We start from the raw sequence: 13218 nt of genomic DNA on the forward strand, positions 1-13218 counted from the left end.
CCGCACAGAGGGAATGAAAATGGACACGATCGTTAAGCAGTATCTCCAGAAATTTGGTGTATCCGAAGCCACCCAGACCTTCCTCCGCAAGGTTCAGAAAATGTTCATCGGTGGCGCCTTTGTCGAGGCCAGTGACGGGCAGACATCCGATGTTATCGAGCCGTCGACCGAGGGCCTGATCACGCGTATTCCGATGGGCACCACACAGGATCTGGATCGCGCCGTGCAAGCCGCCCGCGCACAGTTTGACGGTGGTGCCTGGCGCCAGGCCAAACCGGCGGAACGCGAGCGGATGATGCAACGTCTGGCGGACCTGATTGAAAGCAACGCCGCCGAACTGGCGGAAATCGAATCGATCGACATGGGCAAGTCAGTCGCCTTTGCGCGGGATGTCGATATCCAGGGCACGGTCGATACGCTGCGTTATTTCGCCGGTTGGGCGACGAAGCTGCATGGCCGAACCGTTGAACCGTCGTTGCCCGGCAACTACCTGGCTTATACCCGCAAGGAAGCGGTAGGTGTGGTCGGCGCCATCGTGCCCTGGAACTTCCCGCTGCAAACCATGGCCTGGAAGCTCGGCGCGGCGCTGGCAACCGGTTGCACCGTGGTGGTCAAACCCGCCGAACTGACCTCGCTGTCCGCCTTGCGCTTTGCCGAGTTGGTGCAGGAAGCCGGCATCCCGGACGGGGTGATCAATATCGTGACCGGACGCGGCAGCGTGGTCGGTGCGGCGATGGCCACGCACCCCGGTATCGACAAGCTCACCTTCACCGGCTCGACCCCGGTCGGCCGTACCGTTGGCCGCGCGGCACTGGACGAAATGAAGCGACTAACCCTCGAACTCGGAGGAAAATCACCGGTAATCGTATTGGCCGATGCCGACGTGCCGGCCGCCGCCCAGGCCATTGCCAACGGCGTGTTTTTCAACTCCGGTCAGGTGTGTGATGCCGGTACTCGCGCCTACATTCATCGCAGTGTCTACGACGAATTCCTGCGCGAACTGATCGCTTACACCCGCACGCTGAAAATCGCACCGGGTCTGGATCCAGACTGCTTCATCAGCCCGTTGGTCTCGGCGTTGCAGAAGGCGCGAGTGACCGACTACATCGAAACCGGCAAGCAAGAAGGCGCCGAACTGGTCTACGGCGGCCAGCCTGTCGAGGGCCCCGGTTTCTTCGTCGAGCCGACCATTTTTGCCCATTGCCGCAACGACATGCGCATCGTCCAGGAAGAGATCTTTGGTCCGGTGTTGGTTACTGCACCGTTCGACGATGAAGAAGAGGCTTTGGCCCTGGCCAATGACTCGCCTTACGGCCTGGCGGCCGCACTGTATTCCAATGACCTTGGAAAGGTGCACAGCCTGATCCCCCGGTTGAAAGCGGGTTCGGTCTACGTCAACGCCCACGGCACCCTCGACCCGTCGATGCCGTTCGGTGGCTACAAGCAATCCGGATTCGGCAAGGACCTGGGCGCGGAGCAGCTCGATTATCTGCTCGAAACCAAGGCGGTCTGGATCACGCTGCCCTGAGTCATGGCTGACTCAATCCCTGTGGGAGCGGGCTTGCTCCGGGCGGCGTTCCGACGAATAGGCCGGCACATCCAACATTGATGTGGACTGATACTCCGCTTTCGCGAGCAAGCCCGCTCCCACAGGGGCGTCGTTCACCCAAAACAATGCAGTTATCTCGTCATGATCTTCCAACAATAAGAGACCATCATGAACACTAACGCCAAGTCAGCCCTGAGCGTGTCGGTCCTGGACGACAAACCCGTCGTCGAAAGCCATTCAATCGATTTCATCCCGGAGAGCGAGCGCACCGATAAACTGTCGAGCCAGGGCCCGTTCTGGTTCCTCGGCAATTTCACTTTCTTCACCATGACCATCGGCTTCGTCGGCCCGAGCGTCGGCCTGACCGCGCTCTGGACCACACTCGCCGGCACGCTGGGCATCATGTTCGGCACGCTGTTCATGGCGTTTCACGGCTCGCAAGGCCCGCACCTTGGCTTGCCGCAGATGATCCAGTCCCGTGCGCAGTTCGGCTATCGCGGTGTGATCCTGGTGCTGCTGGCGACGCTGTTTGTGTTCGCCGGTTTCAACATCGTCAACCTGGTGTTGATGATGCAAGGGCTACACACGCTCTTCGGCTTCAACCCCGCGGTGATCGCGGTGGCGGTGACGATACCGGCGGCCGTATTGGCGATCCTTGGTCATGACTGGATGCACCGCAGTTTCAAATGGGCGTTGTACCTGTCTCTTCCGCTTTACGGCCTGGTGACGTTGGCGGTGCTGATGGGCTGGGTTCCCGATGCCGCGGTGCCGGTACTCGCGGCCGGTGAAGTGGCCCCGGCGCCATTGGGCTTCAACTGGACGGGTTTCATCGCCCAGTTCGCGGCAGCGGCGAGTTACAACATCGCTTACGCCCCGTATGTGTCTGACTATTCGCGTTACCTGCCGAAGAACACCTCCAGCGGCAAACTGATCGCGGTGGTGTTCCTGGGGGCCTCGTTGTCCGGCGCATGGATGATTTCCGTGGGTGGCTGGTTGGCCGATCACCTTCATTCCACTGATGTGTTGGTGGCTCTTGGGCAAGTGGGCAACACGGTGTCGCCGCTGATGGGGACCGTGGTAGTGGTCGTCACGATCCTGGCGTTCCTGCCGGTCATCGCCATGAACATCTACAGCGCGAAGTTGACCACGCTGACCTGCGTCGACTCGATCAAGCACATCGAACCGACCCGCAAGGCGCGCATCCTGGCGATTGGTTTCGTGATCCTGCTGCAACTGGGCGTGGCGCTGAGCATCCAGAGTTCGGGCAAAGGCCTGTCGGTGTTGGGCATCTACCTGGTGGTGATGCTGTACTTCCTGGTGCCCTGGACCTCGGTCAACCTGACCGACTACTTCTTCGTCCGCAAGGGCCGCTACGCCATCCCGCATTTCTTCATGCCCCACGGCAACATCTACGGCAGCTGGGGCCTGCGCGGCATCGCGGCGTATGCCATCGGCTTCATTTCGATGATCCCGTTCTTCTACATCTACGACGGCGTTGAGCAGCGTGAAGTCTATGTCGGCCCGCTCGCCAAAGCGCTCGGCAGCATCGACATCGCCTGGCTCGTCGGGCTGATCGTGTCGGGGCTGGTGTACTACTGGTTCAGCCGCTCGATCGACCTCAAGCGCGAAGAAATCGTCATCCAGCACATCGAAAAAACATCCCCGCAATACACCACCGGCGACACGTTGACCAAGCCGTCGTTGCCCGTTTTCGACGAATCGGCGGTCCGGAGATAATCATGGCTACACAAAAATACGACTACATCATCATTGGCGCGGGCTCGGCAGGTTGTGTATTGGCCAACCGCTTGAGCGAAGACCCGGCGACCTCGGTCCTGGTGCTGGAGTTCGGCGGCAGTGATCGCAGTGTGGTGATCCAGATGCCGAGCGCGTTTTCAATCCCGATGAACACCAAGAAGTACAACTGGCGCTACGAGACCGAGCCGGAGCCGTTCCTCAACGGGCGGCGCATTCACTGCCCAAGGGGCAAGGTGCTGGGTGGCTCTTCGTCGATCAATGGCCTGGTGTACATCCGTGGCCACGCCTATGACTTTGACGAATGGGAGTCCCTCGGTGCAGAGGGTTGGGGCTATCGCAATTGCCTGCCTTACTTCAAACGGGCAGAGCATTACGAGGAGGGCGGTGACGGCTATCGCGGCAGCACCGGCCCCTTGCACACCACCAACGGCAATCACATGAAAAACCCGTTGTACGGGGCCTGGGTCGAGGCCGGCGCAGAAGCGGGCTACATCAAGACCGAGGACTGCAACGGTTACATGCAGGAAGGTTTCGGCGCGATGCACATGACGGTGAAAAACGGCGTGCGTTGCTCCACGGCCAACGCTTACCTGCGCCCGGCCATGGGGCGTGCGAACCTGACCGTGATCACCCATGCCATGACTCGTCAGATCATCCTTGAAGGCAAGCGAGCCGTCGGCGTCATGTATGACCACGAAGGCCAGACCCATCAGGTGTATTGCAACCGTGAGGTGCTGATTTCCTCGGGCCCCATCGGTTCGCCGCACCTGTTGCAACGCTCCGGTATCGGCCCGGCCGAGGTTCTGCGCAAAGCCGGGATCGGCGTGCGCCATGACCTGCCGGGAGTAGGGGAGAACCTGCAGGATCACGCCGAGGTATACATCCAGTTCGGCTGCAAGGAGCCAGTGACGCTCAATAGCAAAATGGACCCGCTGAGCAAACTGTTGATCGGCCTGCGCTGGCTGTTGTTCAAGGACGGACTCGGCGCCACCAACCATTTCGAGGCCGGTGGTTTCATTCGCTCGGACAAGGGCCTGCGCTGGCCGGACATTCAGTTCCACTTTCTGCCCGCGGCCATGCGTTATGACGGCAACAAACCGATCAAGGGCCACGGCTTCATGGTGCTCACCGGGCCGAACAAACCGAAGAGCCGCGGCTATGTTCGGGTGCGTTCCGCTGACCCTTACGAACATCCAGAGATTCAATTCAACTACCTGCAACGCGAAGAAGACCGCGAAGGTTTCCGCCGCTGCATCCGCCTGACCCGCGAAATCATCGGCCAGCCGGCGATGGACCGCTTCCGCGACGGCGAGATCGCGCCCGGGCCACAGGTGAACACCGACGAAGAAATCGACGCCTTCGTGCGTGAAAACCTCGAAAGCACCTACCATCCCTGCGGCTCGTGCCGCATGGGCGAGGACGAGATGGCCGTGGTGGATTCCGAGTTGCGTGTGCGGGGCATCGCGGGTTTGCGGGTGATCGACTCATCGGTGTTCCCGACCGAGCCAAACGGCAACCTCAACGCACCGACCATCATGCTGGCCGAACGTGCTTCCGATCTGGTTCGCGGGCGCACCATGCTGCCGGCGTCCGATGCGCCCGTCGGGCTTGTGCAGGATTGGGAAACCAGCCAGCGATCATCGTTGCCGGGACGCAATGTCAGGGTTTGAACCCGACTCTGTGGGAGCAAGCTCGCTCCCACAGGTTTTGCGCCTTAACTGACCAGTATTAGCCCTCAAGGCGCCCGTTTTTTTCTTCGCAGCACGTACAGGCGCTAGCTCATTTCAACACCAGCAAGCTATAAACTCCGCCCTCGCTTTCGATTCCATGGGTGTCATGGGTGAAACCCGGGAAGGATTTGTCGAAGGCTTCCAGCGCCTTGAGATACGCCAGCAAAGGCCCGTCCGCAGGCCCGGCGTTTTCACCCGGCATCAGCAATGGAATGCCCGGTGGATACGGCACGATCCCGGTCGCGGCGATACGTCCGGCGGCTTCTTCGAGTGTCACCCGTTCGATGTCGTTTCTGACCAGTTTTTCGTAGGCCTCCACCGGGCTGAATTCGGCTTTCGGCAGTGTGCCGAACGCCTGGGCCATGTTGGCGGTGGTTTTGTGTTTCTTCATGGCAGCGAAGATTTCGTCGGCCAGGTCCTTGAGGCCCATGCCGGCATAACGAGTCTGGTTGGCGGCCAGCATATCCGGCAGGCACAGCTCCAGTTCGACGTTGTCGTCATAGTCGCGTTTGAAGTCGAGCAGGGCATTGAGCAAGGTGCCCCATTTGCCTTTGGTGATGCCGATGGAGAACAGGAACAGGATGGTGAAGTCGGTGGTTTTCTCGACCACGATGCCCTGACGTCCCAGGTAGGCCGTGAGTACACAGGCCGGGATACCCGAGTCGAGCAGGTTGCCGTCGTCGCCCATGCCGGGGCTGAGCACCGAGACCTTGATCGGGTCGAGCATGCAGTAGCCTTCTTCGATGTCACCGAAGCCGTGCCATACCGCGTTGGGATGCAGTACCCAGCAGTTCGGCTCGGTTTTCAAAAGCACCGGGTCGACTTCATGGAACGGCACGGTGGCCGCGCCAACCTGCACGGTCGGCGGTTGCCAGCAGGTAAAGAACCAGTCATCCTTGCCCAACATTTCGTTGTGCATGCGCGAGACAACCTGGCGAAAACTGATGGCTTCTTCGATCGATTCGGTGGTGAGGATTTGCCCGCTGGGCGCTTCCATCATCGCCGAGCTGACGTCGCAGGAAGCCATGATCGCGTAGTTGGGCGAGGTCGAGGCGTGCATCATGTACGACTCGTTGAAGCGCCCGTGTTCGATCGGGTTGCGGCCGTTACGCACGTGAATCATCGAGGCCTGGGACAGGGCGGCCAGCAACTTGTGGGTCGACTGGGTGGCGAACACAGTCGGCTTCGAGTCGTCGTGATCGTCCGGGCTGCCGTGCATGGCGTGGCGCTCGCGGTACAGCGGGTTAAAACGCGCATAACCGTACCAGGCTTCATCGAAATGTAGACGATCGACGCTTTGCCCCAGCAACTCTTCGACGCGGGTGACGTTGTAAGTCAGGCCGTCGTAGGTGGAGTTGGTGATGATGGCGTGGACGGGTGTCGGGTCGATGCCTTGCTTGACCAGCGGGTTGCTGGCGATAGCGGCTTTCACGCCGTCGCTGCTCAGGGTTTGCGGCAGGATCGGGCCGATGATGCCGTAGCGGTTGCGGGTCGGCACCAGATAGGTCGGAATCGCACCGGACAGGGTCATCGCATGCTCGGCGGACTTGTGGCAGTTGCGGTCGCACAGGGCGATCTGATTGCGGGTGACGCTGGCCATGAGGATGACGCGGTTGGACATCGACGATCCGTTGGTGACGTAGTAGGTGCGGTGGGCCCCGAACACCTTGGCGGCGTAGCGCTCGCCCTGGCCGATGGGGCCGCTGTGATCGAGCAGCGAACCGAGTTCACCGACTGAAATCGACAGGTCGGAACGCAGCAGGTTCTCGCCAAAAAACTCGTAGAAGGCGCGCCCCGCGGTGCTCTTCAAAAACGCTGTGCCGCCGGCATGTCCAGGGGTGTGCCACGAGTACTCATAGGTTCGGGAAAACTTCACCAGCGCTCCGAACATGGGGGGCAGTGCGGCTTGGCGATAACGCTCGATGGCCGCCAGGATGCGCCCGCTGAGGAAGCGGCTGGTGTCCTCGGGCAACCAGATGAAGTCGTCGGCGTGCTGCATGACCACCAGCGGAATGCTCGACGCGGTGCTGCGGTCGCTGATCAGGAAGACCGGCACCCGGGTGTTGCGCTCGCGCAGGCTGACCAGCAGTTGGATACATTCCTCGTGGCCTTCGCTTTTGTCCATTTCCCAGCTGAGCAACACGCATTGAATGGCCGGGTCCGAGCGCAGGATCGACGTGGCGTCGCTCAAGGTTTCCGACGCCAGTACCCGAACGGCGCGCTCCTCCACATCGTTGATCAACTGATGCAGGGCGCGACCAAAGACGGTGCGTTTGTCCGGCGGGCTGCTGACCAACAGTGTGAGCATGCCGAGCGTCTGTCTATATTCCGTCATGATTAAGCCTCTACTCTGACTGCTTGCAAGTTATTGACCGGCACCGGCTCGCCCGTGATGTGCTGAGCGCTGACGGTCTGTGTCGGTACGCTGTTATTGAACGCTTCGAGGCGGATCAGGCGGTTGTTGACGAAGCCGAACAGCGTGTAACCAAAGATCGTTGCCACGCCACCGAGCATCAGTGCCTGCGCGCCCGAGCTGTACAGCGCCAGGTAGCTGTAAGCCGCCGCCACCCATGCAATGATGTTGGTCACCAGCGCCGTGCCCGCCGGAACGTTGGATACCTTTTGAATGGTCATCAACGCGGCCATGGAGAGGATGTAGGGCACCAGGTTGGTGACCACCGCGAGGTTGACGAGAGTGTCGAACTGCTTGCTCAGGTCAGGGCTGATGGTGAGAAAAGCCAGCGCCGTCTGCACTGCCAGCAGCACCAGCATGCCGACAATGGGTGTTCCGGCCTTGTTGGCCTTGGCGAAGATCGACAGGAAGTACCCGGTGTCCGCGGAGCTTTTGTAGACCTGAGCGATGGTGAATTGCCAGCCCAGCAGCGAACCGATGCACGCCAGTACCATCGCGGCCATCACAATGTCGCCGACCATAGGAGTGAACATCTTGGCAAAGACCAGCCCGAACGGTGCAGTGGAGGAGGCCAGTTCAGGGTTGTCGACGATACCGGCGATGACGTTGGTGGAGACGATGTAGATCACCGCCGCGCCGAGGGTGCCGCCGAGTACCGCAATCGGTACGTTCCTCTCCGGATTTTCTACGGCATCGGTGTTAGCGCACGCCGACTCCAGACCGAGGAATGCCCACAAGGTGATCGCCACCGATGCACCTGCGGCTTCGAACCAGCCCATGTTGTGGGGGTTCCAGCCGGCGGCGTAGACACTGCTGTCGAACCAGTACCAGCCAACGGTGGATACGAGCACCACCGGCGCAATCACCCCCCAAACCGTGATCGCACCGATCCGGCCGGTAATCCGCGCGCCGCCGAAGTTGGCGAACGTGGTGATCCACAACAGAGCGATAGTCGCCAGACCCACTTGCAGTGAATCAAGCTTGATATGGAACAGTTCCTGGATATAGCCGACCGCGGTAATACTGATCGCCACGTTGGCAATCAGCAGCGAGAGGCCATAGGTGTAGTTCGTGATGTAGTTGCCCGCCTTGCCGAAGGTGTATTCGGCATAGCCGCCCATGCCCCCGGTCTTTCGGCTGAGCATCCCGCAGCGCGCAAAGGCATAGGCCAGCGCCAGGGAGCCAGTGGCCGTGATCAGCCAGGAAAGGATAGAAATACCGCCGACTTCGGCAAGTTTTGTGGGGAGCAGCACAATGCCGGAGCCCAACATATTGACGGCTGTCAACATCGTCAGTTGCCCCACTGTCATTTTCTTTGCGACTGACATTCCGTTGCCTCACTTGATTGCATTGAGAGGGTGTTAGCTATAGCTAAGGATTGAAATCTCGCCAGAAATGTCCGTAAGACACTGAGAAAACAGGCGATAGCGCACTTAAGGCATTTTGCTGGCCCCGAGGACTGAAACTTTTGATCAGAATCAATTAATTTTCAGATAGTTAGGATCGAATGCAAATGCGGAATGTGATGGTTGCGCTGATTTCGTTAGGCCTGGCGAGCGTTGCCGCCTCTGTCCAGGCCAAAGAACTGGCCTCGAATGATCGTTACATTTGCAGCTGGGGCGCAGGTACTGCGGCGAGAGCCCAGGAACTCAAGCTGTCCGGGGTTTCACTGTATGCAGCGCGGCAAAAGTTACATACCTACAAGTTCAGCAAACCGTGGATGCACATGATGGCGATGGGCATTACCGAGCAGACCTATGACAGTCATTCGCGGATGAAGCCCGCAGCCCTGCGCGAGAGCTTTTACGAGGAGTGCGTCCGGTACAAGTTGGCGCGCAAATGAGGAGGGCGGTCCGCCATAATCACCCGGACACGGCTACTGCGCCGTGCCGGGTTGGTTACGTCAGGCATTGGATACTTCAGACCTTCCCTAAAGAGAGAAAACTATCGAGTTCTTCTCAGGTTCTTTGCCTTTAACCTCCTGAGCATACCCATTACCGGCTGTAGGAGAGGCACCCTGTCAAAGATGGAAAGCTCATGCAGGTCCGTCCGCGAGGGCCTTTGATAGCCACAATTCCAGGTAAAGTAGTAAGCCAGAATTTCTTTATTCTTATGAATAAGCGTATTGAGAGCAGCGTCATAATGCATCGGACCTCCGTCAGGATGTCCCGGTGGTCGCTCCAGAACCTGGAATAAAAAATCCCTTAATTTCCCAAAGCATTTCCCGTTTACAGCATAGAAATGGGCCAAATGTATTGGCCGGTCGACTGCTTTCCAAGCGGGCAAGTTTGAATTTTCTTCAAACGGATGCCCAAAATAGACGATGTCCCACTCCATACCTTCCAGAGACTCGATCGCCGCTCTCCCATATTGAGAAATATGTCTGGAGAACTGTATGTCGTCCTCCATGATCAAGATATTTTTCAAATTCAGGCGCATTGCCTCTTCCAGCACCCCCAGATGACTCAAAAAGCAGCCTCTGACCCCGACGCTCGGGAAGCCATTTCCCTCACTGGGCGTAACAGCCTCAAAAAAGCCTATTTTTTCATCATCGATGTGAAAGCCGTTGCGAGTGAATTCTTCTACTGTTTCTAAACGGCGATCCTGTCTTGACGAGATATTGATGATTCTTACTCGATCAAAATATTCGATCACATTCATCTGTCAGGTCCTTAGCGCAGACAATCAGGGCAGTTGGATTGGGGAACCCGCAGATTTCGGAAAAAATCGTACGTAAGCACTACCGACAGGAGGCAATCCCTTACGTCTCCTGGGTTGTGTCCGTTTTCTCTATCGACCCCGGATTGCAGTATAGGCAGCATTTCCGGATGAAGTTTTAGTCTCGTAAATCGGCGTGCAGCACCAGTTCGAGAGGACACGCCAGATAGGTGCTCAGTGAATGGGGGCCGGGTGGAAAGCTCCGATAGGTCCGGGCATTTATCGCTGGCGCCAGCTCTTCGGCGGGGTGCAGAGCGAAGTCTTCAAGGTCTCCTATACTGGATCGTTCCGAGAGTTTCCCTACCCTTCACAGCGAGGAGAACGCACATGACCATTCGTATTGGCGACGAAGCACCGGATTTCACCGCCGAAACCACCGAAGGCACGCTCCATTTCCACGAATGGATTGGCGACAAGTGGGCCATCCTGTTCTCACATCCGAAGGACTTCACCCCGGTCTGCACCACTGAGCTCGGTTATATGGCCGGGCTCAAGCCGGAGTTCGACAAACGCAACACCAAGATTGTCGGCCTCAGCGTCGACCCGGTCGGTAACCATCAGACCTGGGCCAAAGACATCGAAGAAACCCAGGGCCATGCGGTCAACTACCCCATGATCGGCGACGAGAATCTGGTCGTGGCCAAGCTCTACGACATGATTCACCCGAACGCCAGTGGCGGCGCTCGTACTGCCGTGGACAACGCCACGGTGCGTTCAGTGTTCATTGTCGGCCCGGATAAAAAGATCAAGGCGATGCTGGTCTACCCGATGAGTGCCGGGCGCAACTTCGATGAAGTGTTACGGCTGCTCGATGCTATTCAGTTAAACGCCAAGCACACGGTTGCCACACCGGTGAACTGGCGTCCGGGTGAGGACGTGATCATCCCTACGTCGGTATCCGACGACGACGCAAGGAAGAAGTACCCGGATGGCTTCAAGACGGTGAAACCTTATTTGCGTACGGTGGCGCAACCGAAGTAAAGGTCAGTCATTCATCCTGTCTTCAATCGCGATGCCTTTTACGCGCATTGCATTGATCTGCTCGGCGCGGGTGCCAGGGAGGTTGAGCATGGTTCCCTGTCACAGCGCCGAGACTTCTACAGTGTTCCAGGGCTGGGAATGCACGGGGAGGCTTTACCTGCATGCGCCTTCATGCGTCAAAAACTCTTGGTCGCCGGGTATTTTCAGAAAGTTGCCGATAAACCCCGCCTTTACAGGCGTCGTCGGCGGTCGAGCCCATGCCATTGCCCAGGTGCCTCGTTGCCCGGTGTAAGGCGCTGCGCCGGGTCGTGGGCCAGCATCCTGATGCGGGCTGACGCCCATGCGTGAAGCTATTTCACATGGATAGAATTCACAGAGCTGACGTGGTGTTTGTGGCGTTATTTTGACGCCGCCCTCCATGAAGGGAAATTTCGATTTATTATTGTGACGAGCTGTTGACGTAATGGCGATGTGCTTATAGGCTCAATTTAGCCGATACAGATTCCTTCAACCGACAAAAGAATAACCCCCTACGCAAGGAGGCGGTGTTATGCGCTCAACACTTGTCATTAAATTTGTGTTGTTTTCTGTGATCCTGAATGGTGCAGCCATTGCTAGTGCTCAGGCGACCAGTTTGGCCTATGAAATTAGTCGCATAGGCAGCGCTTGCGAGGAGTTAGGGCCTCAACTTTGTACGGCTCTCAAAGAGCACACGGGTGGCGCGCTGCTTACTTTTGGAAAGAGCCTTGGCTTGCCTTCATTGATCACTGATATTTACGTTGATGATGCCCATTCTGCGAAAGTTAACAGTGTCATACATCACGCTGACTCGGGCGTGGATGTATCCGTCAATTCTTCTTCGCGTGACAGATTAATGGCGGCGGTTGACAATAAGCAATTCAAGATTGATTCATCTCTCCAGGATAAAAGTCTGGTTGAGGTATCTGACATCAACCAACCCAATGCAGTACCGCTTTCTGCGGCAGCATGGTTATTTTCTTCCGCGCTATTTGGTTTTATTGTGGTCGCCAACCGACGGAAGATATAGGTGGTAGTTAACGTTATTTGGCAATAAGGGTTATTTAGACAGTCACTCTGGTGGCTGTGTAGACACACAGCTTTATGTATTGTTTTTGCGGATGATGTCTGTCTTGCAATGATACTTGGTTTGTAATTGTTGATATCAATTAGTTGCGCTGGCAAACGTAGTCATAGCCAGGTTGACAGTGTCGCAGGTGAGCCGGCTCAAGCGGGCATGGTGTAGTTAATATTGGCGCGGAATACGTGGAGGGTGGTTTGCTTGCTCCAACCTGTTGTTAAATAACACTATTTTGCTGTTTTGCACTAACGTTCCGGTTTCGGGTGTGTTGCATTGGCGGAATTGACCGCCCAGAAGCTCAAGGTGATTGCTGTGTAGTAGTTTCTTTGGCTTGAAATAGGCTAGAGTGATTTGACTAGGTTTTTTTGTTCTAAACTCCTTGCATGGCTACTTAGACGGAGGGATCCCGATGTTCCGTTCATTGATACCTGTGCTGTGCGCGCTGGCCGTTTGGCCCAGCATTTCCAATGCCGTCGAAAACGACCCGACTTACCGGCTGAGTCCGGGAGATAACCTTTCTGTTTCCGTGTGGGGCGAAGACAAGCTCAAACAGGATGTACGCGTACTCCCCGATGGCAGCATTACCTTCCCGCTGGCAGGGCAGGTCAATGTTGCGGGGCTTGATGCCACCGCTGTCGCGAAGCAAATCGCTGCCAAGCTTGAGGCTTTCATACCTGATCCGCAGGTGAGCGTTGTCGTCACCGGCACCGAAGGTAATCTCGTCTACGTTCAGGGCAAAGTGCTGAAACCCGGCACCGTGCATATGTCAGGTCAAACGTCAGTGCTGCAGGTAATAAGCATGGCGGGCGGGCTCGACAAATTCGCCGATAAAGGCGACATTAAGGTCGTGCGGCTCAATGGGGCTAGACAAGAGATCCTGCGCGTCGACTACAGCGAGTTGATGTCAGGGAAAGACATGACCACCAATTTTCTACTTAAAGCCGGCGATACGCTGGTCGTGCCTTAGCCT

At 57.5% G+C, this 13218-nt stretch carries 10 protein-coding genes; 7 read left to right on the forward strand and 3 right to left on the reverse strand.

Going from position 1 to position 13218, the window contains the following annotated elements:
* The first annotated feature begins 19 nt into the window (after positions 1-19).
* The 3 genes from ACMXYH_RS12510 (at position 20) to betA (ending at position 4977) form a co-directional block, all read left to right on the forward strand.
* Positions 20-1528, forward strand: coding sequence for an aldehyde dehydrogenase family protein (locus ACMXYH_RS12510; protein ID WP_415767254.1), 1509 nt, complete (start codon positions 20-22; stop codon positions 1526-1528).
* Positions 1529-1717: 189 nt separating this feature from the next.
* Positions 1718-3286, forward strand: coding sequence for a purine-cytosine permease family protein (locus ACMXYH_RS12515; protein WP_415767255.1), 1569 nt, complete (start codon positions 1718-1720; stop codon positions 3284-3286).
* Positions 3287-3288: 2 nt separating this feature from the next.
* Complete coding sequence (gene betA / locus ACMXYH_RS12520; protein ID WP_415767256.1) at positions 3289-4977, forward strand: choline dehydrogenase; 1689 nt, start codon at positions 3289-3291, stop codon at positions 4975-4977.
* Positions 4978-5086: 109 nt separating this feature from the next.
* On the opposite strand, the gene ACMXYH_RS12525 is transcribed toward betA, so the two are convergent.
* Both ACMXYH_RS12525 and potE read right to left on the reverse strand, forming a co-directional pair.
* Entirely contained in the window at positions 5087-7372 is a 2286-nt protein-coding gene (locus tag ACMXYH_RS12525; protein ID WP_134418542.1) for an Orn/Lys/Arg decarboxylase N-terminal domain-containing protein, read from the reverse strand.
* A gap of 2 nt (positions 7373-7374) precedes the next feature.
* Positions 7375-8778 (reverse strand): putrescine-ornithine antiporter, encoded by a 1404-nt coding sequence (gene potE, locus ACMXYH_RS12530; RefSeq protein ID WP_415767257.1) that lies wholly within the window; start codon positions 8776-8778, stop codon positions 7375-7377.
* A gap of 185 nt (positions 8779-8963) precedes the next feature.
* Between potE and ACMXYH_RS12535 the strand changes: the two genes are divergently transcribed.
* Positions 8964-9293 (forward strand): hypothetical protein, encoded by a 330-nt coding sequence (locus ACMXYH_RS12535; RefSeq protein ID WP_008146735.1) that lies wholly within the window; start codon positions 8964-8966, stop codon positions 9291-9293.
* A gap of 101 nt (positions 9294-9394) precedes the next feature.
* On the opposite strand, the gene ACMXYH_RS12540 is transcribed toward ACMXYH_RS12535, so the two are convergent.
* On the reverse strand, positions 9395-10111 hold the full coding sequence (locus ACMXYH_RS12540; protein ID WP_415767258.1) for a glycosyltransferase family 25 protein: 717 nt from the start codon (positions 10109-10111) through the stop codon (positions 9395-9397).
* 384 nt (positions 10112-10495) lie between these two features.
* Here ACMXYH_RS12540 and ACMXYH_RS12545 point away from each other — a divergent pair, with 384 nt between their 5' ends.
* From ACMXYH_RS12545 to ACMXYH_RS12555, 3 genes are all read left to right on the forward strand, one after another.
* Positions 10496-11149 (forward strand): peroxiredoxin, encoded by a 654-nt coding sequence (locus tag ACMXYH_RS12545; RefSeq protein WP_008155786.1) that lies wholly within the window; start codon positions 10496-10498, stop codon positions 11147-11149.
* A 550-nt stretch (positions 11150-11699) separates the two neighbouring features.
* Positions 11700-12197: a hypothetical protein gene (locus ACMXYH_RS12550; RefSeq protein WP_415767259.1), complete on the forward strand. Its 498-nt coding sequence runs from the start codon at positions 11700-11702 to the stop codon at positions 12195-12197.
* A gap of 460 nt (positions 12198-12657) precedes the next feature.
* A complete protein-coding gene (locus tag ACMXYH_RS12555; protein WP_129436681.1) occupies positions 12658-13215 on the forward strand; it encodes a polysaccharide biosynthesis/export family protein in 558 nt (185 codons plus the stop codon).
* Positions 13216-13218: the final 3 nt, after the last annotated feature.

This window comes from Pseudomonas frigoris (assembly GCF_047758635.1).
GTDB classification, from domain to species: Bacteria; Pseudomonadota; Gammaproteobacteria; order Pseudomonadales; family Pseudomonadaceae; genus Aquipseudomonas; species Aquipseudomonas frigoris.

Excerpts from the sequence above, each read along its gene's own strand:
- ACMXYH_RS12510 (WP_415767254.1), top strand. The coding sequence starts at position 20 with ATGGACACGATCGTTAAGCAGTATCTCCAGAAATTTGGTGTATCCGAA.
- ACMXYH_RS12515 (WP_415767255.1), top strand. The coding sequence starts at position 1,718 with ATGAACACTAACGCCAAGTCAGCCCTGAGCGTGTCGGTCCTGGACGAC.
- betA (WP_415767256.1), top strand. The coding sequence starts at position 3,289 with ATGGCTACACAAAAATACGACTACATCATCATTGGCGCGGGCTCGGCA.
- ACMXYH_RS12525 (WP_134418542.1), bottom strand. The coding sequence starts at position 7,372 with ATGACGGAATATAGACAGACGCTCGGCATGCTCACACTGTTGGTCAGC.
- potE (WP_415767257.1), bottom strand. The coding sequence starts at position 8,778 with ATGTCAGTCGCAAAGAAAATGACAGTGGGGCAACTGACGATGTTGACA.
- ACMXYH_RS12535 (WP_008146735.1), top strand. The coding sequence starts at position 8,964 with ATGCGGAATGTGATGGTTGCGCTGATTTCGTTAGGCCTGGCGAGCGTT.
- ACMXYH_RS12540 (WP_415767258.1), bottom strand. The coding sequence starts at position 10,111 with ATGAATGTGATCGAATATTTTGATCGAGTAAGAATCATCAATATCTCG.
- ACMXYH_RS12545 (WP_008155786.1), top strand. The coding sequence starts at position 10,496 with ATGACCATTCGTATTGGCGACGAAGCACCGGATTTCACCGCCGAAACC.
- ACMXYH_RS12550 (WP_415767259.1), top strand. The coding sequence starts at position 11,700 with ATGCGCTCAACACTTGTCATTAAATTTGTGTTGTTTTCTGTGATCCTG.
- ACMXYH_RS12555 (WP_129436681.1), top strand. The coding sequence starts at position 12,658 with ATGTTCCGTTCATTGATACCTGTGCTGTGCGCGCTGGCCGTTTGGCCC.